This is a genomic window from Streptomyces sp. CA-251247 (assembly GCF_050952975.1).
In the GTDB taxonomy this organism is placed as follows: domain Bacteria; phylum Actinomycetota; class Actinomycetes; order Streptomycetales; family Streptomycetaceae; genus Streptomyces; species Streptomyces achmelvichensis.
The window spans coordinates 7,452,384-7,471,812 of sequence record NZ_CP191861.1 but is presented as its reverse complement, the minus strand read 5'-3'; the positions used below and the strand labels follow the sequence as shown (position 1 = coordinate 7,471,812).

The following is a 19,429-nucleotide window of genomic DNA, read 5'->3' as shown; positions in this document are numbered from 1 at the left end:
AGGAACCGATGACCAGACCTCACCGCAATCGTCTCTGGCGCGCCGCACTCGCCGGCTCCGCCGCGCTGGCTGTGATCGCCGGCGTAGCCGCCGCCGCACCCGACGCCGCCAAGACACAGACCACACCCAAGCTTCGGCTGATCGCCGCCTCCACCGCTGTCACGCTCGACCGGGACGAGGAGTCCGGGGTCTATCTCGACCTCGGCACCTATCTCACCGCCGAGGGCGCGCCCCTGGAGTTCCAGGTGAAGCGCAAGTCCTACAAGGACCCTGTCGTGGCCCAACAGGTCATCCGCCAGGGGAAGAAGACCACGACCAAGACGCTGCCGAAGGGCCTCGTCAAGGACTTCACCGGCCTGGCCGGCTTCCTCCAGGTCACCATCACGGACAAGAACGGGAAGAAGGTACTCAGCAAGCAGGAGACCTTCTGCCCGAACAACGCGTCCGGCCGCATCCGCCCGGACGCCCCGGCGAAGTCGAAGTATCCCGAGAGCTGTCCCACCAACCCCTTCACCCTCGGATCGGTCTGGGGTGTCGAGAACGGCTGGGCCTCCAACACCTACCTCGGGTACTACTCCGAGCCGGTGAACCTGCCGGTGGGTGAGTACACCGCCAAGCTGTCGGTGACCAAGGCGTACCGCGATCTGTTCGGCATGCCCGACGAGACCAAGTCGCTCAAGGTGACCGTGCGCCAGAGCCCGCCCGGTGAAGGCCGGACCCCGCCCGGGGAAGGAGTGAGCTCGTCGAAGACCGGTCACTCCGGTCACGGCGCCGCCCACGGGAAGCCGGCTGCCGGTTCCGGGCACGCCTACCACGAGGGCCGGGGAGCCGACGCGCCCGCGCCGCCCGCCCTGCCGTACGCGCTGAAGGCCGCCCGCGCGGCCGGTCACCTCGGTGACGGCCCGGGCCACACCGACGGCTCCCGGATCGCTCCCGCCCTCAAGCCCAACGCCAAGCGTCCGACCGGCCGGGCGAGTGTGCCCAACGTGCCCAAGCCCGACCTGCGTTCGCTGCCGGCCTGGGACATCGGCATCTCCGACGGCGAGGACGGTGACGTCCCGGGCAAGGACTACATGGTCTTCAGCGCCAACGTGTGGAACGCCGGTCCCGCGCCGCTCGTCGTGGACGGCTTCCGCAGTCCCGGCAAGGACCTGATGGACGCCTACCAGTACTTCTACGACGCGAAGGGCAAGCAGGTCGGCTACACCCCCACCGGCACCATGGAGTGGGACCCGCGCATCGGCCACGAGCACTGGCACTTCACCGACTTCGCCAGCTACCGCCTGCTGAGCGCCGACCAGAGCGAGATCGTCCGCAGCGGCAAGGAGGCCTTCTGCCTGGCCAACACCGACGCGATCGACTACACGGTGAAGAACGCCAACTGGCACCCGTTCAACACCGACCTGTCCACCGCCTGCGGCCAGCAGAGCTCGATCTCGGTGCGTGAGGTCCTGGACGTGGGCTCCGGCGACACCTACACCCAGTACCGTCCCGGCCAGTCTTTCGACGTGACGGACCTGCCCAACGGCACGTACTACATCCAGGTCATCGCCAACCCGGAGAAGCGGCTTCAGGAGACGAACCTCAAGAACAACGTCGCCCTGCGCAAGGTCGTCCTCAGCGGCAAGGCGGGTGCCCGCAAGGTCACCGTTCCTCCGCACGACCTGATCAACGCCCCCTGACACACCGGTACAAACAGCACGGAGGCCCGGTCACCTCTCGACGGTGGCCGGGCCTCTTGCCGCTCTCAGTCCACCGGCCAGGTGTGGACCGGTGCGTTGAGATGCATGTAGTCGCTGTACTGCCGGGTCATCCGGCGCAGCGCCTCGCGGGATCCGACGTGGGCGCTGTCGGCGATGTGATGGAACATCTCCTTCTGCCAGACCGCCCCGTTGCGGCCCGTGATGCACCGCTGTTCGATGATCCCCAGCAGCGGCTCCCGCCATGCCGCGTCCATGCCCGACCGCTCCAGCCCCTGGTGCGCCAGCGGCAGCAGCCGGCGCAGCACCAGCTCGACCACGGGCACCTCACCCATGCCGGGCCAGTACAGCCGTGCGTCGATCCCGTTCCGCGCGGCGGCGTGCAGATTGTCCTCCGCGGCCGAGAACGACATGCGGGACCAGACCGGACGCTCCTCGTCGACCAGCGCGCGGGTCAGACCGTAGTAGAACGCACCGTTGGCGAGGACGTCGGCGACCGTGGGCCCGGCGGGGAGTACGCGGTTCTCCACGCGCAGATGCGGTTTGTCGTGGTCGATGGCGTACACCGGGCGGTTCCAGCGGTAGATCGTGCCGTTGTGCAGGGTGAGTTCGGCCAGCTCGGGGATGTCGCCGCCGTCCAGGGTCTGCAGCGGGTCCTGGTCGTCGCACAGCGGGAGCAGCGCGGGAAAGTACCGCACGTTCTCCTCGAAGAGGTCGAAGACACTGTTGATCCACCGTTCTCCGAACCACACGCGGGGCCGCACCCCCTGCACCTTGATCTCGTCGGAGCGGGTGTCGGTGGCCTGCTCGAAGAGGGGGATACGGGTCTCGTGCCACAGCTCCTTGCCGAACAGGAACGGCGAGTTCGCGGCCAGCGCCACCTGGACGCCGGCGATGGCCTGTGCGGCGTTCCAGTAGCCGGCGAACTCGTCCGGCGAGACCTGGAGATGGAACTGGGTACTGGTGCACGCCGCCTCGGGCGTGATGGTGTCGGCATACGTCCGCAGCCGGTCCACCCCGTCCACCGCGATCTTCAGATCCTCGCCGCGGGCCGCGAAGACCTGCTCGTTCAGCAGCCTGTAGCGCGGATCCTCCGACAGCGCGGCCTCGCCCACGTCCGGCTGCCGCAGGGTCGGCAGGATGCCCACCATGATCAGATGCGCGCCGACGGCGGCTGCCCGCTCCTCGGCATGATTGAGCGCGTCGCGGATCTCCTGTTCCCAGTCGTCGGGACCGCCGGCCGTGAGCCGCCGCGGCGGGATGTTGATCTCCAGATTGAACCGGCCCAGCTCGGTCGCCCAGGCGGGATCGGCGATCGCCTCCAGCACGTCGGTGCTGCGCATCGCCGGCCGGCCTTCGGCGTCCGCCAGATTGAGCTCGATCTCCAGACCGACCTGCGGCCGCTCGAACTCGAACCGGGAGTCGCGCAGCATCTGCGCGAAGGCGTCGAGGCATGCCTGCATCTTGATCCGGTACCGGCGGCGGTCCTCACGTGTGAACACCTTCGCCGGGACATCTCGTCCCATCGGCCCTCCCGAGTCCCCTCGGCAGACTGCCCTCTCCCAGAATCGCACTCCCGGGCCGACGCGACCAGTGAGGGAGCCGCGGCGGCCTCTCGCACGGGGGAGGTGACGCCACCGGTGCGCCTCGGGTTCACCGGGGCCGGGCAGATGCACCCTCGGCACGGCCGCAGCGGGATGCCGCCTCGTCCCAGGCCTCACGCGTCGTGCCGCTCGCACCTCGCGGCTCGTGGACCCTCAGCTCCTGGGTGGTGCGGAGCAGTGCGCGCAGTTCCCCGAGGCCTCCGGTGACGGCCCCCGCCGCACGCGCCTGCACCAGCAGATTGCCGAAGGCGGCGGCCTCCGCGGGACCGGTGACGACCGGCAGGCCCGTCGCCTCGGCCGTCAGCCGGCACAGCAGCGGATTGCGCACTCCGCCCCCGACGATGTGCACCCGCGAGACGGAACGTCCCGACAGCCGGACGGCGTCCTCCACGGCCTGCCGGTGGGCCAGCGCGAGCGAGTCCAGAACACAGCGCACCGTCTCGGCCTCGGTGCGGGGCTCGGGCTGTCCCGTGCGCAGACAGGCCTCGGCGATACGGCGGGGCATGTCTCCGGGGGCGATGAAGGCGGGGTCGCTCGCGTCGACCACGGAGCGCAGCGGTACGGCGGCCGCGGCCGCGTCGAGCAGTGCGGGGAGAGCCTGGGACCGGCCCTGGGCCTCCCAGCTCCGCAGGCACTCCTGGAGGAGCCACAGGCCCATGATGTTGCGCAGATACCGGACCGTACCGTCCACGCCGAGTTCATTGGTGAAGTTGGCGCGTCTGCTCGCTTCCCCGAGGACCGGTGCGGGCAGCTCCACCCCGGCGAGTGACCAGGTGCCGGTGGCGACATAGGCGAAGTCCTCGCCGTCGGCGGGGACGCCGACGACCGCCGACGCGGTGTCGTGCGAACCGACGACGATCACCGGCACCGGCCCGGTGAGCCCGGTCTCGGCCAGTACCTCGGGGCGCAGGGTGCCGGCACCGTCGCCGGGTGCCCGCAGCGGCGGGAAGAGGGAGAGGTCGATCCCCAGACGCCGGGCGACGGTGGGGGACCAGTCGCGGGTGCGGGGGTCGACCAGCTGTGTGGTGGAGGCGTTGGTGATCTCCGTGCCGGCCCTGCCGGTCAGCCAGTAACTGATCAGATCAGGGATCATCAACGCCTGCCGGGCGGCCGCGAGTTGGGGAGTTCCGTCTGCCGCGACCAGCTGGTAGACGGTGTTGAACGGCAGATACTGGAGCCCTGTCGCGGCGTACAGTTCGCGGGCCGGCAGGACGGCCGCGACCCTCTCCGCCACTCCCTTCGTACGGTCGTCCCGGTAGTGGACCGGATTGCCGAGGAGCTCGCCGGACGCGTCGAGAAGTCCGTAGTCGACGGCCCAGCTGTCGATGCCGATGCCCGCGAGGCGTCCGTCCGTCGCGGCGGCCGCGGCCCGCAAGCCGTCGAGCACGCCGCGGTAGAGGGCGAGGATGTCCCAGTGCAGGGTGGCGCCGGTCCTGACCGGCCGGTTGGGGAACCGGTGGACCTCGGTCAGCTCCAGTACGCCCGGGCCGGCGCGGCCCAGCATCACCCGCCCGCTCGACGCACCGAGGTCGACGGCGGCGAAGGCGAGGGGTTCGGTGACGGTCACGTTCACCTCCTGCCGGTCGGGTGCGGGCGCTTCCAGGGGGCGGCGGCCGGGTCGGGTGCGGCGTTCCGGCTTGTCGTCATCGGGCGCCGCGCGGTCAGCGGAGGAAGGCGGCCGCCACCCCGGCGTCCACCGGGATGTGCAGTCCGGTGGTGTGCGAGAGGTCCCCGCCGGTCAGCGCGAAGACCGCGTTGGCCACATGCTCCGGCAGCACCTCCCGCTTCAGCAGCGTGCGCCCGGCGTAGAACGCGCCGAGTTCCGCCTCCTCCACGCCGTAGACGGCGGCCCGCTGGGCGCCCCAGCCGCCCGCGAAGATGCCGGAGCCACGCACCACACCGTCGGGGTTGACCCCGTTGACCCGGATGCCGTGCTCACCGACCTCGGCCGCCAGCAGCCTGACCTGGTGCGCCTGATCCGCCTTCGTCGCGCCGTAGGCGATGTTGTTGGGACCGGCGAAGACCCCGTTCTTGGACGCGATGTAGACGATGTCGCCGCCCAGTCGCTGGGCGGTCATCGTGCGGACGGCTTCCCGGGACACCAGGAAGGATCCGCGCGCCATGATGTCGTGCTGGAGATCCCAGTCCTTTGCCGATGTCTCCAGCAACGGCTTGGAGATGGAGATCCCGGCGTTGTTCACGACCAGGTCGACGCCCCCGAAGGCGAGATGGGCGGCCGCGAAGGCTTCGGTGATCTGCTCCTCGCTCGTCACGTCGACGGTCACTGGAACCGCGTGATCGGGTCCGCCGAGCTCGGCGGCCACTGTCTCGGCGCCGGTCCGGGAACGATCGGCGACGACGACGCAGGCGCCTTCGGCGACGAGCCGGTGCGCGATCGCCCGGCCGATGCCGGAGCCGGCTCCGGTGACCAGCGCGATCCGGGCGGCCAGCGGCCTGGGCCTCGGCATCCGCCGGAGCTTGGCCTCCTCCAGTTCCCAGTACTCGATGCGGAACTTCTCGGACTCCTCGATCGGCGCGTAGGACGAGACGGCCTCGGCACCGCGCATCACATGGACCGCGTTGAGATAGAACTCGCCGGCGACCCGAGCCGTCTGCTTGTCCTTGCCGAACGAGAACATGCCCACGCCGGGGACCAGCACGATCGCCGGATCGGCGCCGCGCATGGGGGGTGTGTGCTCGTCGGCGTGCCGCTCGTAGTACGCCCGGTACGCCTCGCGGTACTCCCGGTGGAGCTCCTTCAGCCGGTCCACGGCGGCGTCGAGCCCGGCGCCCGCCGGCAGGTCGAGGACCAGCGGCCGTATCTTCGTGCGCAGGAAGTGGTCGGGGCACGAGGTGCCCAGCGCCGCCAGTCGCGGATGCTCCGACCGGGACAGGAAGTCGAGCACCGGTCCGGCATCGGTGAAGTGGCCGACCTGCGCCCGGTCGTGCGAGGCGAGACCGCGGATCACCGGCGCGAGGGCGGCGGCGCGGACCCGCCGCTCGGCCTCGGTCAGGGGTTCGTATCCGGCGAGGACCGGTCCGAACGGTTCGGGTGTGCCGCGCTCGGCCAGAAAGGTCTCGGCGGTACGGATGATGTCCAGCGAGTTGCGCTCGCACTCCTCGGACGTCGCCCCCCAGGCGGTGATCCCGTGGCCGCCGAGGACGCAGCCGATCGCCTGCGGGTGCGCCGTCTTGACGGCCGCGATGTCCAGGCCGAGCTGGAAGCCGGGCCGCCGCCATGGCACCCACACCACCCGCTCGCCGAAGCACTCCTTGGTCAGCGCCTCGCCGTCCGCCGCGCAGGCGAGCGCGATGCCGGAGTCCGGGTGGAGGTGGTCGACATGGGCCGCGTCCACCAGGCCGTGCATCGCGGTGTCGATGGAGGGCGCGGCCCCGCCCTTGCCGTGCAGGCAGTAGTCGAAGGCGGCCACCATCTCGTCCTCGCGCCCGATACCGGGGTAGACGGCGCTGAGCGCGCGCAGCCGGTCGAGCCGGAGGGCGGCAAGGCCCTCGGCGGTGAGCGTGCCGAGGTCGCCGCCGGATCCCTTGACCCACATCAGCTCGACGTCCGTACCGGTGACGGGGTCGGTGCCGGTGCCCTTGGCGGAGGTGTTGCCGCCGGCGAAGTTGGTGTTGCGCGGGTCCGCTCCGAGCCGGTGGGAACGGGCGAGCAGTTCGGCGGCCGTCGGGTGCTGCGCCATCTCGTTCATGCCCCCCACCCGGCCTGCGTACCGCCGACGCGCTCGTCGACGATCTTCTCGGCCCAGCCGGAGCGGCGGTAGGCGCCGACGGGATCGGGGTCGATACCCATCTCCTCGCGCATATCGGCGAGGAGCGGCCGGACATCCGTGTTGTAGGCGTCCATGAGGGCGGCGTTGGCCTCCAGCACATCGCCGCTCGCCTGCGCGGCGGCGAGGCTCTCGGCGTCCACCAGCAGCGCCTTGGCCGTGGCCTCCTGGACGTTCATCACCGAGCGGATGATCGCGGGGATCTTCGCCTCGATGTTGTGGCACTGGTCGAGCATGAAGGCGGTGCCGGGGACGAGGCCGCCACCCCGGATGACCTCGTACATGATCCGGAAGAGCTGGAAGGGGTCCGCAGCGCCGACCATGAGGTCGTCGTCGGCGTAGAACCGTGAGTTGAAGTCGAAGCCGCCGAGTTTCCCCTCCCTCAGCAGCAGCGCGACGATGAACTCGATATTGGTGCCCGGAGCGTGGTGGCCGGTGTCCACGACGACCTGGGCCTTCTCCCCCAGCCTCAGGCAGTGCGCGTACGCGGTGCCCCAGTCCGGCACGTCGGTCGTGTAGAAGGCGGGCTCGAAGAGCTTGTACTCCAGGAGCATCCGCCGGTCGTCGCCGAGCCGCTCGTACACCGCGGCGAGCGCGTCGCAGAGCCGGTCCTGCCGGGCCCGGATGTCGTCCTGGCCGGGGTAGTTGGTGCCGTCCGAGAACCACAGTTTGAGGTCGCGCGAGCCGGTGGCCTCCATGATGTCGACGCACTCGAAGAGATGGTCCAGTGCCTTGCGCCGGACCGAGGCGTCGGGGTGGCACACGCTGCCGAGTTTGTAGTCGTCGTCCTGGAAGACATTGGCGTTGATCGCGCCGAGGCGCAGTCCGCGCTCCTCGGCGTGCTTCGCGAGGGCCGCGTAGTCGTCGACCCGGTCCCAGGGGATGTGCAGCGCGACGGTCGGCGCCACGCCGGTGTGGCGGTGGACCTGGGCGGCGTCGTCCAGTTTCTCCTGCGGGGTGCGGGGGACGCCCCGCTGGGCGAAGACCTTGAAACGGGTGCCGGAGTTCGCGTACGCCCAGGAGGCCGTCTCGACGGCCTGTGTGCGGAGGGCGGCGATGACGGTGGTTCGGCTCGGCATGGTCAGCACTCCCGTGTCACGGACAACAACGCCATGAATCGATTCATCAGGGTGAAGCTAAGGAGCCCGCAAGGCACTGTCAAGGGCTCAACCCGCGGCACTTTCCGTGGCGTTGAGTTGCGAGAATCAACGGGAAAACTCGGGGCTGCAGACCCATTGACGGCGCCGGGCCCACGCGTCTAGCTTCCGTGAAACTCATTTGAAACCTTTCACGGCGTCAGGGACGAACGACCCGGCGACCCTGAGGAGTCCCCATGAAACAGTCCGACACGGGCCCGGCCCCCGTTCTGGCGCTGACGGACGTCTCCAAGTCCTTCGGCGCCGTACGGGCCCTGCAGGACGTCTCGTTGAGCCTTCTCGCCGGCGAGGTCCATGCCCTCGCCGGCGAGAACGGTGCGGGCAAGTCGACCCTCATCAAGATCCTCGCCGGAGTGCACCGGCCCGACGCGGGCACGCTGCTGCTCGACGGCGACCCGGTGGTCTTCCACGGGCCCGGTGACGCCCGCGACGCCGGTATCGCCGTCATCTACCAGGAACCGACGCTCTTCCCCGACCTGTCCGTCGCCGAGAACATCTTCATGGGCCGTCAGCCGCTGGGCGCGCTGCGCCGTATCGACCGCGGCTCGGTCCACGAGGCCACGTCGGCCCTGATGGCCCGGCTCGGTGTCGGACTCGCCCCACAGCGCCCCGCCCGCGGACTGTCCATCGCGGACCAGCAGATCGTCGAGATCGCGAAGGCCCTCTCCTTCGACGCACGGGTCCTGATCATGGACGAACCGACGGCGGCGCTCACGACGAGCGAGACGGCACGCCTCTTCTCCGTCGTCGAGACGCTGCGCGGCGAGGGCACCGCCGTCCTGTTCATCTCCCACCGCCTGGAGGAGATCTTTCAGATCTGCCGGCGTGTCACCACGCTGCGGGACGGACGGCTGATCGCCACGGAACCGCTGGAAGGCCTCACCGAGGAAGCGCTCGTACGACGGATGGTCGGCCGGGATCTCGACGACCTCTATCCCAAACAGCGCACCACCGTCGGGGAGTCGGCCCTGTCCGTGCGGCGGCTCACACGGGAGGGCGTCTTCCGCGACGTCTCCTTCGACGTGCACCGCGGTGAGATCGTGGCGCTCGCCGGACTCGTCGGCGCCGGACGCAGCGAAGTGGTCCAGGCGGTCTTCGGAGTCGACCGCCCCGACGCCGGTGAGGTGACGGTGGCGGGACGCAAGCTGCCGGCCGGCTCCCCCACCGCCGCGATGGACGCGGGCATCGCGCTCGTACCCGAGGACCGCAGACAGCGCGGGCTGGTCATGGAGATGTCCATCGAGCGCAACATCGCCCTCACCGGGCTGAACCGGCTCGGCAGGGGCGGCCTCGTACGCCGCGCCCTCGAACAGGCCAGGGCCGCCGACTGGGCGGTCCGCCTCCAGCTCAAGTACAACAAGCTGTCCGATCCGGTCGGCGTGCTGTCCGGCGGCAATCAGCAGAAGGTCGTGCTCGCCAAGTGGCTGGCCACCAGGCCCGCCGTCCTCATCGTCGACGAACCCACTCGGGGCATCGACGTGGGGACGAAGGCGGAGGTCCACCGGCTGCTCTCGTCGCTCGCCGCCGACGGACTCGCGGTGCTGATGGTCTCCTCCGATCTGCCCGAGGTGCTCGGCATGGCCGACCGGATCCTTGTGATGCGCGAGGGCCGGCTCGTCGGGGAACTGGACCGGTCCGAGGCCACCGAGGAGTCGGTGATGGCCGCCGCCACCGGGGCGGGAGCCGGCCGGCCGCCGGTACCCGCGCCGTCAGCCGGTGACAACGAAAAGAGCTCCGCATGACCACCGCGCTCGACAAGCCGCCCACCACCGGGACGCCGCCCGAGCGTTCGGCGCGCTCCCTCGCCGACGCCGTCTTCCGCGCCCGCGAGATCAGCATCGGCGGCGCACTCCTCCTGCTGATCGCCGGCACCTGGCTCGCCAATCCGTCCTTCCTCGACGACCAGGGCATCAAGGACCTGCTCCTCAACTCCTCGATCCTGGTCCTGCTCGCCGTCGGCCAGTCCGTCGTCGTCATCACCCGCAACATCGACCTCTCGGTCGGTTCCGTCGTCGGCCTGACCGCCTTCGCCTGCGGCCACTTCGTCTCCGGCACGGACCACAGCGCGTTCACCGTCGTCGTGCTCGGCATCGCGCTCGGTGTGGTGTGCGGACTGGTCAGCGGTGCCCTGGTCAGCTTCGGCCGGGTCCCGGCCCTCGTCGTCACCCTCGGCATGCTCTACGTCATCCAGGGCCTCGACCACGCTTGGGCCCACGGTGAACAGATCAACGCCGCCAACGTCCCCGACGGGGTTCTCTCCCTCGGCAGCGGTTCCGTGGCGGGCATCCCCTATCTGCCGCTCATCTCCGCCGCGGTCCTGGCCGGCACCGCGTACTTCCTGCGGACCTACCGCAGCGGCCGTGAGCTGTACGCGATCGGCTCCAACCCCGAGGCCGCGCGGCTGGCCGGCATCCCGATCCGCCGGCGCGTCCTGGCCGTCTACGCCTTCTCCGGCGCGGTCGCCGGTTTCGCCGGCGCCCTGTGGCTGGCGCGGTTCGGCACGGTCGTCGCCGACGCCGCGAACGGCTGGGAACTCACCGTCGTGAGCGCGGTCGTGGTCGGCGGAATCGCCATCACCGGCGGCACCGGCAGTGTGTGGGGCGCGGCGCTCGGCGCCCTGCTGCTCACCACGATCGGCAGCGCTCTGGTCGTGCTGAAGGTGGACTCCTTCTGGCAGCAGGCGATCACCGGCGTCCTGCTGCTCCTGGCCATCACCACCGACCGTGTCGTCCAGGTGCGCACCACCAGCGCCCTGAGGAAGAAGAGCCGGCGATGAGCACTCTGACCAAGTACATCCGCTGGGACACGGCGGTCGGGATCCTGCTGATCGCCGTCTTCCTCGCCGGCGCCGGCACCACGGAGGGCTTCGCCGACACCGCGAACCTCTCGGCCGCGCTGGACGACACGGCGGAGATCGCGCTGATCGCGCTGCCCATGACCCTGCTCGTCGTCGCGGGACAGGTCGACCTCTCGGTGGCCTCCATGCTGGGCCTGTCCAGCGCGCTGGCCGGTTCACTGTGGGACGCCGGGTGGACCTTCGAACTGATCGTGCCGATCTGTCTGTTGACCGGCGTCCTCGGCGGACTCCTCAACGGCTGGCTGGTCACCCGGGTGGGACTGCCCTCGCTCGCCGTCACCATCGGCACCCTCACCCTCTACCGGGGTCTCGCCTCCGTGGCCCTGGGCGACAAGGCCGTGGCCGACTTTCCCGAGTCGTACGCCCGGTGGGCCCGCTACACCGAGACCGTTCCCGGTACGTTCGTGCCCTATCCCGTCGCGCTGTTCGCCGTCCTCGCGGTCGTCGCCGCCGTCGTCCTGCACTGCACCGGTTTCGGACGCTCCCTCTACGCCGTCGGCGCGCAGGAGGACGCGGCCCACTTCGCCGGCATCCGGGTCAAGCGGATCAAGCTGGCGCTGTTCATGGTCTCCGGGCTGGTCGCCTCGTTCGCCGGCATCGTCTACACGCTGCGTTACGGCAGCGCCCGCGCCGACAACGGCGTCGGGCTCGAACTCGTCGTCATCGCCTCGGTGCTGCTGGGCGGCGTCGACTTCGACGGCGGCAAGGGAACCCTCGGCGGCGCCGTCGCCGGCGTCCTGCTGATCGGCCTCCTGAACAACCTGCTCACCCTCAACGATGTGTCCAACGAGATCCAGGTGATCGTCACCGGGCTGCTGCTCATCGCGTCCGTCCTCGCCCCGAGGGTCGTCACCACGGTCAGTGAGCGCCGCCACCGGCGCAACGCAGCGACAGCGCCCGCGAGTTGACCCCGCACATCCCCACCGCTCGTCCCCGTGCCCGCCCCCGCCACCCGAAAGGCCCCGCCATGCATCCGCACTCCCGCGCACGCCGCCGTATCCTGCCCGCCGCGGCAGCCGTGTGCGCCCTCGCCGTCGCTCTCGCCGGCTGCTCGGGCACCACCAAGGACGACGCCGCCAAGGACACCGGGACCGCGGCCGCCGGCGCGAAGGCGGATCCCGGCGCGCCGATGAAGAAGGGCCTCAAGCTCGCCTTCCTGCCGAAGCAGATCAACAACCCGTACGAGAAGATCGTCGACGACGCGGGGATCGCCGCGGCCAAGGAGTTCGGCGCCGTCGGCAAGGAGGTCGGCCCTTCCGACGCCAAGGCCTCGTCCCAGGTCTCGTACATCAACACCCTGATCCAGCAGCGCCAGGACGCCATCCTGATCGCGGCGAACGACCCCAATGCCGTCTGCGGCCCGCTCAAGCAGGCCATGCGGCAGAACATCAAGGTCGTGGCCTACGACTCGGACACCGCCAAGGACTGCCGGCAGATCTTCATCAACCAGGCCAGTTCCGAGGAGATCGGCCGCACCCAGGTGCAGCATCTCGCGAAGCAGCTCGGCAACAAGGGTGAGATAGCGATCCTCTCGGCCACTCAGAACGCGACCAACCAGAACACCTGGATCGAGTTCATGAAGGACGAGCTGAAGAAGCCCGCGTACCAGGACATGAAACTGGTCAAGGTCGCCTACGGGGACGACGACGACCAGAAGTCCTTCCAGGAGACGCAGGGACTGCTCAAGGCGTATCCCAACCTCAAGGGCATCATCTCCCCCACCACGGTCGGCATCGCCGCGGCCGCCCGCTACATCAGCGGCTCCTCGTACAAGGGCAAGGTCGTGCTCAACGGCCTCGGCACGCCCAACCAGATGCGCAAGTACGTCAAGGACGGCACGGTCGAGCAGTTCTCGCTGTGGGACCCCAAGAAGCTGGGCCGCCTCGGCGCTTACGCGGCGGCGTCCCTCGCCTCCGGCCGGATCACCGGAGCGCAGGGCGAGACGTTCACGGCCGGCGACCTGGGCGAGTACACGATCGGCAAGGACGGGGAGGTCATCCTCGGCCCGCCGACCGTCTTCGACGTCAAGAACATCGACGAGTTCGACTTCTGAGCCGGAGAGCCGGGATGCAGCGCGTGTGCTTTGTGCTGAAGGTCCGCACCGGGCGGAGGGAGGAGTACCGCCGGCGGCACGAGTCCGTGTGGCCCGAGATGCTCACGGCGCTCAGCGCCGCCGGCTGGCGCAACTACTCCCTCTTCCTGCGCGAGGACGGACTGCTCGTCGGCTATCTCGAGACGGAGGACTTCACGGCCGCGCGGGAGGCGATGGCCGCCACCGGGGTCAACGCCCGCTGGCAGGCGGAGATGGCGGACTTCTTCGAGGCGCTGGACGGCGCCGGACCGGACGAGGCGATGGCGCCGCTGACCGAGGTGTTCCATCTCGGCGGCGACGCGGAGGAGACGGAGATGCGGACATGACCACCGAGGCCGGCGCCTTCCGACGCGTCCCCGCCGTCAGCCGCAGACCGAGGATCGGTCTCGTCGCGGGCGGACTGGGAGCCTACTGGCCGCAGTTCCCCGAGCTGCTGCCCCAGCTGGAGCGATCCGCGGCGCGGGTCGCCGAGCGCATGCGGGCGTTCGACGCGGAGGTGGTCGACGTCGGCTTCATCTCGGACGCCACGGACGGTGCGGCGGCCGCAGAGCGGCTGAGGGCGGCCGACTGCGATCTCATCGTCGGCTTCCTGACCACGTACATGACGGCGACGATGCTCGTGCCGATCGCCCGGCGCAGCGGCGCGCCCGTGCTGCTCATCAACCTCCAGCCGACCGAGGCGATGGACCATGCCTCGTTCGGCACCGGGGACTGGCTGGCGTACTGCGGGGCCTGTCCGCTGCCCGAGATGGCCAACACGTTCGAACGCGTCGGCGTCCCCTTCCGCTCGGTGTCCGGGTATCTGGAGGACGAGCGGGCTTGGCAGCGGATCGGCCGCTGGATCAGGGCGGCGGGCGCACTCGCCGTGCTCCGCGGCGGACGGCACGGCCTCATGGGCCATCTGTACCCCGGGATGTACGACGTCTCGACGGACCTCACGATGGTGCCGGGCCATCTCGGCGGCCATGTCGAGGTCCTGGAGTTCGACGATCTGCGGGTCCGGGTCCAGAAGGCCGACGACGCGGAGGTGGAGGCCCGGCTCGCCGAGACCCGCGAGGTCTTCGAACTCGACGACAGCGTGGTGACGGAGGACCTCGTCTGGGCGGCACGGGTGTCCGTGGGCCTGGACCGGCTCGTCGCGGACTTCGACCTGGACAGCCTCGCGTACTACCACCGTGGTCTGGAGGGCGAGATCCACGAACGCCTCGGTGCGGGCATGATCCTCGGATCGTCGCTGCTGACCGCTCGCGGGATCCCCGCCTGCGGCGAGTACGAGCTCCGCACCTCCATCGCGATGCTCATCGCCGGACGCCTGGGCGGCGGCGGGTCCTTCACCGAACTCCAGGCACTGGACTTCCGGGCGGGCGTGGTCGAGATGGGCCACGACGGCCCGGGCCATCCGGCCGTCAGCGCCCGCAAACCGCTGCTCCGCGGGCTCGGCGTCTTCCACGGCAAGCGGGGCTGGGGCGTATCGGTGGAGTTCGACGTACGCCACGGACCGGTCACCCTGGTGGGCCTGGGTCAGTCCCGTCAGGGCGCATACCGGCTGGTCGCGGCCGAGGGTAAAGTGGTCGGCGGTCCGCTCCTCGAGATCGGCAACACCACGTCGCGCGTCGATTTCGGCTGCGACCCCGGTGAATGGACCGACGCGTGGAGTGCCGGCGGGGTCGGCCATCACTGGGCTCTGGCCACCGGTCATCTGCTGCCCGACCTTCGCGCGCTGGCCGATCTCGGCGGACTCGAGCTGGTGGAGGTCTCGGCCTGATGACGCAGTCGGTGGGTATCAAGGATGTCGCGCGCGAGGCCGGGGTGTCGGTCGGCACGGTGTCGAACGTCATCAACCGGCCCGACTCGGTGGCGGAGGCGACCCGGACACGCGTCCTGTCCACCATCGACCGGCTCGGCTATGTGCGCAGCGAGTCGGCACGCCAGTTGCGGGCCGGGCGGAGCCGCATCATCGCGCTGCTCGTGCTCGACATGGCCAACCCCTTCTTCGTCGATGTCGCGGCCGGTGCCGAACGCGTGGCCCGTGACGCCGGACTCGGTGTGATGCTCTGCAACAGCGCGCAGAGCAGCGACGAGGAGGCCGAGTATCTCGGCCTGTTCAGCGAGCAGCGGGTGCGTGGCGTGCTGGTGACCCCGGCGGACACCTCCGGGCGCAACCTGGCGGGCTTCCGGCGCCAGGAGATCCCGTTCGTCACCGTCGACCGGGTGGTGCCGAGCGCCGAGGGGTGTTCGGTGTCGGTGGACGACGTCGTCGGCGGCAGCCTCGCCGGGCGGCATCTGCTCGACCAGGGCCATGAGCGGATCGTCTACGTCAGCGGACCTCTTCAGCTCTCGCAGTGCCAGGACCGCCGTACGGGAGTGCTGCGGGCCCTCGCCGAGGCCGGGCTGGACGAGGACCGGCTGACGGTCCTCGAGACCCGGAAGCTCGATGTGTCGGCCGGCCGGGACGCCGGGGCCCGGCTGCTGGGGATGTCGCCCCGGCCGACCGCGGTGTTCTGCGCCAACGACCTGCTCGCACTCGGCGTGCTCCAGGCGCTCTTCGCCGCCGGCGTGAGCGTCCCCGACGAGATCGCGCTCGTCGGCTACGACGACATCGAGTTCGCCTCCGCGGCGGCGGTGCCTCTCACGTCCGTGCGGCAGCCGGCCGTCCGGATGGGGCGGCTGGCGGCCGAGCTGCTGATCGAGGAGACCGGGCCGGACGCGGCGGACCACCGCCATCAGCGGATCGTGCTCCAGCCCGAGCTGGTGGTGCGGGGTTCCTCCATCGCACGGCCGGCGGCCAACCGGCGCTGACCGCCGCCCGCTCCAACAGCTGTCCTCCACACATTTTTTGACCCTCCGTCACGCCACCTCCGATGGCGGGCGCGTACATCGTTGCCATCACGCTCCATCTCACACTCCACAGCGAGGGACGAGTCATGAGCAGAAGCTGGAACCGCCGGGTATTCCTGCGCGCGGCCGTCGTGACGGCGGCAGCCGGCGCCTCGGCCGCCACCATGGGCACCGCGTCCGGTGCGCCGCGGCCGCCCGGGCCCGGCCCCGGCGCCGGCCGGCTGCGCGTCGAGCGGGCGACCGCCGAGTACGCGGAGGAACTCCTCGGCACCGACACCACCACCCCGCACCTCGGATGGGAGCTCGCCGCGGGCGGCCGGGGCGCCGCGCAGAGCGCGTACCAGGTGCGCGTCGCCGTTGATGCCCGTGACCTCAGCCGCCGTCCGCTGTGGGACTCGGGCCGCGTCGTCTCAGCCCGGTCGGTCAATGTCCCCTATGCGGGACCCAAGTTGCGGCCGCGCACCCGCTACCACTGGCAGGTGCGCGTCTGGGACGAACAGGGCCGCGCCTCCTCGTGGAGCGCCGTCCGCTGGTGGGAGACCGCTCTGCCCGCCGACGGCTGGCGCGCCCGCTGGATCGGCGCGGAGGCAGCGCCCGAGGCGCCCGGCTTCGACGGCGCCTCCTGGATCTGGTCGGCCGGTGCGACCTCCACCGACGCCCCGGCCGGACCCCGCTGGTTCCGTGCCGACCTGGAACTGCCCGCCGGCGCCGAGGTGTCCCGGGCGACCGTGGTGGCCACCGCCGACGACGACTTCACCCTCCACCTCGGCGGACAGCAGGTACTGCACGCCCCCGAGCAGACCGACGGCTGGCGCACCGGCCGAAGCGCCGACGTCACCGAGCAGGTGCGGGCCTCGGGAGGCCGCATCGTGGTGGCCGCGGTCGCGACCAATCGCGGCAACGTTGTCATCAACCCCGGCGGCCTCCTGGTCCGTCTCGAGGTCGAGACCGCCGACGGCCGCCGCCATCAGCTCGTGACCGGCAACGGCTGGCGGGTCGAGGACGCCGAACAGGACGGCTGGCAACGGCCCGACCACGACGACAGCGGCTGGGCGCCGGCCACGGTCCTCGCCCCGTACGGCCAGGGCCCCTGGGGCACCGGCGTCACCGTCGCCGTCCCCGAGCTGCCCGCGCCGCTGCTGCGCCGGGAGTTCACCCTGCGCAAGCCCATCGCCCGCGCCCGGCTGCACATCTCCGGACTCGCCTACTACGACGCGGAGATCAACGGGCGGCGCGTGGGCCGCCAGGTGCTCGACCCCGGCTTCACCGACTACGACGAGACCGTGCTGTACGCCGTCCACGACGTCACCGACCACCTGGAGCGCGGCGCCAACGCCATCGGCGTCACCCTGGGTCGCGGCTTCTACGGCATGACCACCCCGAACGTCTGGAACTGGCACCGACCGCCCTGGCACGGCGAGCCCCGGCTGCTGGCCCAGTTGGAGATCGACCATCCCGACGGTTCGCGCACGACCGTCGCGACCGGCCCCGACTGGCGGATCACGCAGGGCCCCACTCTCTCCAACTCCCTCTATGCGGGCGAGACCTACGACGCGCGCCGTGCGCCACGCGCCTGGACCAGGCCGGGCTTCGACGACCGCGGCTGGTCCGCCGCCGGGGTCCAGGAGGCCCCGAAGGGCACGCTCAGGGCCCAGCCCCACGACCCGATCGAGATCATCGAGACGATCCGGCCCACCGCCGTCACGGAGCTGAGCCCCGGCGTCCACGTCGTCGACATGGGGCGCACGCTCGCCGGCTGGACCCGGCTCACCGTCACCGCCCCCGCCGGGACCACGGTCCGGCTGATCCACGGCGAGAAGCTGAAGGCCGACGGCAGCGTGCACGCCGAGACCGGCCATGTGCCCGGTCGGTTCCAGACGGACGAGTACGTGTGTGCGGGCAGCGGCAGGGAGAGCTGGGAGCCCAGGTTCTCCTACAAGGGCTTCCGTTACGTCCAGATCAGCGGACTGCCACGGCGGCCGGACCCCGACGAGGTGCTCGGCCGCGTGGTGCACACCAGGGTCGACGAGGTGAGCGAGTTCCGCTGCTCCGAGCCCTTCTACGAGCGGCTCGACAAGGCGATGCGCCGCACGGTCCTCAACAATCTGCACGGCATCCCGACCGACACCCCGATGTACGAGAAGAACGGCTGGACCGGCGACGCCCAGCTCGGCGCCCCCGTGATGGCCTACGCCTTCGGAGTCCACCGCTTCCTGTCGAAGTGGCTCGACGACCTGGCGGACAGCCAGAACACGGACGGTCAGCTGCCCGTCATCGTGCCGAGCGGCGGCTGGGGCTACGGCGATCTGGGCCCCTCACCGGAGTGGACCACCGTCTATCCCTTCGTGGTCCGGGAGATGTACCGGGTGTACGGGGACGACCGGATCGCCAGGCAGCACTGGCCGGCGCTCACCCGCTATCTGGACTGGGAGATCAGCAGGCTGAAGGACGGTCTCGCGGTCACCGCCCTGGGCGACTATCTGCCTCCGGGCTACGGGGGCAATCCCCCCGAGGACACCCGTCTGACCGCCACGGCCTATCTGCGCCGCGCCCTTCTGCACACCGCCGAGATGGGCGAGGTCATCGGCGAGGCGGCGACGGCCGAGCGCTACCGGGAGAGCGCCGAGCGGCTCAGGAGCGCCTTCAACGCGGCGTTCCTCGACCCGGTGTCGGGTCACTACCGCACCGCCAAGGACCCGGGGTACCGGCAGACCAGCAATGCGATACCCCTGGCGTTCGGCCTCGTGCCGGAGTCCGCACGCGCCTCGGTGACCCGCAGCCTCCTCGACGACATCGCCGCCCGGGGCAGCCATCTCAACACCGGCGCACTCGGGACCAGTGTGCTGCTGCCCGCGCTGACGGCCGAGGGCCATGCGGACGTGGCCCACGCCATCGCCACCCAGAAGACCTATCCCGGCTGGGGGCACTGGTTCGAGCACGGCGCCGACACCATGTGGGAGATGTGGCCGCTCGACTCACGCTCGCGCGACCACTACTTCCAGGGAACCGTCGTGCAGTGGCTCTACGAGAACGTGGCCGGCCTGCGTCCCGGCGACGCCGGATACCGCACCTTCACCGTCCGTCCCGACGCGAGGGTGGGCGTCAGCTGGGCCCGCACCGTGATCCGCACCGTCAGGGGGCGGGTGTCGGCGGGCTGGCAGCGTACGGGGCGGGAACTGCGCCTCACGGTGGAGGTGCCGGTCGGTTCGCGGGCCGAGGTCCATGTGCCCGCCGCCGGCCGCTCCGCCGTCACGGCACCGGAGGGTGCCCACTACGTCCGGACCGAGTCCGGTCATGTGGTCCATCGTGTCCCGCACGGCACGTGGGTGTTCACCGCGCGGGACGTGGCCGGCTGACAGGAGGCCGACAGGGGTGTGGCCCCCGGACGATGAT

The 19,429-nt window shown here is 70.7% G+C and carries 13 protein-coding genes; 9 read left to right on the top strand and 4 right to left on the bottom strand.

The genetic code is table 11. The features are described from left to right. Positions 1 to 8: 8 nt before the first annotated feature. On the top strand, positions 9 to 1,682 hold the full coding sequence (locus ACQPWZ_RS33320; protein WP_433573273.1) for a lysyl oxidase family protein: 1,674 nt from the start codon (positions 9 to 11) through the stop codon (positions 1,680 to 1,682). 65 nt (positions 1,683 to 1,747) lie between these two features. On the opposite strand, the gene ACQPWZ_RS33315 is transcribed toward ACQPWZ_RS33320, so the two are convergent. The 4 genes from ACQPWZ_RS33315 to rhaI form a co-directional block, all read right to left on the bottom strand. After that, entirely contained in the window at positions 1,748 to 3,226 is a 1,479-nt protein-coding gene (locus tag ACQPWZ_RS33315; RefSeq protein ID WP_340477126.1) for a glutamate--cysteine ligase, read from the bottom strand. A gap of 127 nt (positions 3,227 to 3,353) precedes the next feature. After that, the gene (locus ACQPWZ_RS33310; RefSeq protein ID WP_433573272.1) at positions 3,354 to 4,871 is read right to left on the bottom strand and encodes a rhamnulokinase; all 1,518 of its coding nucleotides are present in this window, start codon (positions 4,869 to 4,871) and stop codon (positions 3,354 to 3,356) included. A gap of 94 nt (positions 4,872 to 4,965) precedes the next feature. Beyond that, positions 4,966 to 7,005 carry a bifunctional aldolase/short-chain dehydrogenase gene (locus ACQPWZ_RS33305; RefSeq protein WP_433573911.1) on the bottom strand — a complete coding sequence of 680 codons (2,040 nt, stop codon included), beginning with the start codon at positions 7,003 to 7,005 and terminating at the stop codon, positions 4,966 to 4,968. Positions 7,006 to 7,010: 5 nt separating this feature from the next. Beyond that, on the bottom strand, positions 7,011 to 8,171 hold the full coding sequence (gene rhaI / locus ACQPWZ_RS33300; protein ID WP_433573271.1) for an L-rhamnose isomerase: 1,161 nt from the start codon (positions 8,169 to 8,171) through the stop codon (positions 7,011 to 7,013). A 254-nt stretch (positions 8,172 to 8,425) separates the two neighbouring features. Between rhaI and ACQPWZ_RS33295 the strand changes: the two genes are divergently transcribed. The 8 genes from ACQPWZ_RS33295 (at position 8,426) to ACQPWZ_RS33260 (ending at position 19,392) form a co-directional block, all read left to right on the top strand. Continuing rightward, positions 8,426 to 9,991 carry a sugar ABC transporter ATP-binding protein gene (locus ACQPWZ_RS33295; protein ID WP_433573270.1) on the top strand — a complete coding sequence of 522 codons (1,566 nt, stop codon included), beginning with the start codon at positions 8,426 to 8,428 and terminating at the stop codon, positions 9,989 to 9,991. After that, a complete protein-coding gene (locus ACQPWZ_RS33290) occupies positions 9,988 to 11,025 on the top strand; it encodes an ABC transporter permease (RefSeq protein ID WP_433573269.1) in 1,038 nt (345 codons plus the stop codon). The genes ACQPWZ_RS33295 and ACQPWZ_RS33290 overlap by 4 nt, the downstream gene beginning before the upstream one ends. After that, positions 11,022 to 12,014 carry an ABC transporter permease gene (locus tag ACQPWZ_RS33285; protein ID WP_356699988.1) on the top strand — a complete coding sequence of 331 codons (993 nt, stop codon included), beginning with the start codon at positions 11,022 to 11,024 and terminating at the stop codon, positions 12,012 to 12,014. Before ACQPWZ_RS33290 ends, ACQPWZ_RS33285 begins: the two co-directional genes overlap by 4 nt. A 59-nt stretch (positions 12,015 to 12,073) precedes the next feature. Further along, positions 12,074 to 13,159: a rhamnose ABC transporter substrate-binding protein gene (rhaS, locus tag ACQPWZ_RS33280; RefSeq protein ID WP_340477121.1), complete on the top strand. Its 1,086-nt coding sequence runs from the start codon at positions 12,074 to 12,076 to the stop codon at positions 13,157 to 13,159. A gap of 14 nt (positions 13,160 to 13,173) precedes the next feature. After that, on the top strand, positions 13,174 to 13,524 hold the full coding sequence (locus ACQPWZ_RS33275; protein ID WP_433573268.1) for an L-rhamnose mutarotase: 351 nt from the start codon (positions 13,174 to 13,176) through the stop codon (positions 13,522 to 13,524). Beyond that, entirely contained in the window at positions 13,521 to 14,963 is a 1,443-nt protein-coding gene (locus ACQPWZ_RS33270) for an arabinose isomerase (protein WP_433573267.1), read from the top strand. The genes ACQPWZ_RS33275 and ACQPWZ_RS33270 overlap by 4 nt, the downstream gene beginning before the upstream one ends. After that, positions 14,963 to 15,997: a LacI family DNA-binding transcriptional regulator gene (locus tag ACQPWZ_RS33265; protein ID WP_340477117.1), complete on the top strand. Its 1,035-nt coding sequence runs from the start codon at positions 14,963 to 14,965 to the stop codon at positions 15,995 to 15,997. The genes ACQPWZ_RS33270 and ACQPWZ_RS33265 overlap by 1 nt, the downstream gene beginning before the upstream one ends. Positions 15,998 to 16,122: 125 nt before the next feature. Then, complete coding sequence (locus ACQPWZ_RS33260; RefSeq protein WP_433573266.1) at positions 16,123 to 19,392, top strand: family 78 glycoside hydrolase catalytic domain; 3,270 nt, start codon at positions 16,123 to 16,125, stop codon at positions 19,390 to 19,392. Positions 19,393 to 19,429: the final 37 nt, after the last annotated feature.

What these genes read in the sequence shown, in the direction of transcription:
- ACQPWZ_RS33320 (WP_433573273.1), top strand. Translation starts at nt 9, where the DNA reads ATGACCAGACCTCACCGCAATCGTCTCTGGCGCGCCGCACTCGCCGGC.
- ACQPWZ_RS33315 (WP_340477126.1), bottom strand. Translation starts at nt 3,226, where the DNA reads ATGGGACGAGATGTCCCGGCGAAGGTGTTCACACGTGAGGACCGCCGC.
- ACQPWZ_RS33305 (WP_433573911.1), bottom strand. Translation starts at nt 7,005, where the DNA reads ATGGCGCAGCACCCGACGGCCGCCGAACTGCTCGCCCGTTCCCACCGG.
- rhaI (WP_433573271.1), bottom strand. Translation starts at nt 8,171, where the DNA reads ATGCCGAGCCGAACCACCGTCATCGCCGCCCTCCGCACACAGGCCGTC.
- ACQPWZ_RS33295 (WP_433573270.1), top strand. Translation starts at nt 8,426, where the DNA reads ATGAAACAGTCCGACACGGGCCCGGCCCCCGTTCTGGCGCTGACGGAC.
- ACQPWZ_RS33290 (WP_433573269.1), top strand. Translation starts at nt 9,988, where the DNA reads ATGACCACCGCGCTCGACAAGCCGCCCACCACCGGGACGCCGCCCGAG.
- ACQPWZ_RS33285 (WP_356699988.1), top strand. Translation starts at nt 11,022, where the DNA reads ATGAGCACTCTGACCAAGTACATCCGCTGGGACACGGCGGTCGGGATC.
- rhaS (WP_340477121.1), top strand. Translation starts at nt 12,074, where the DNA reads ATGCATCCGCACTCCCGCGCACGCCGCCGTATCCTGCCCGCCGCGGCA.
- ACQPWZ_RS33275 (WP_433573268.1), top strand. Translation starts at nt 13,174, where the DNA reads ATGCAGCGCGTGTGCTTTGTGCTGAAGGTCCGCACCGGGCGGAGGGAG.
- ACQPWZ_RS33270 (WP_433573267.1), top strand. Translation starts at nt 13,521, where the DNA reads ATGACCACCGAGGCCGGCGCCTTCCGACGCGTCCCCGCCGTCAGCCGC.
- ACQPWZ_RS33265 (WP_340477117.1), top strand. Translation starts at nt 14,963, where the DNA reads ATGACGCAGTCGGTGGGTATCAAGGATGTCGCGCGCGAGGCCGGGGTG.
- ACQPWZ_RS33260 (WP_433573266.1), top strand. Translation starts at nt 16,123, where the DNA reads ATGAGCAGAAGCTGGAACCGCCGGGTATTCCTGCGCGCGGCCGTCGTG.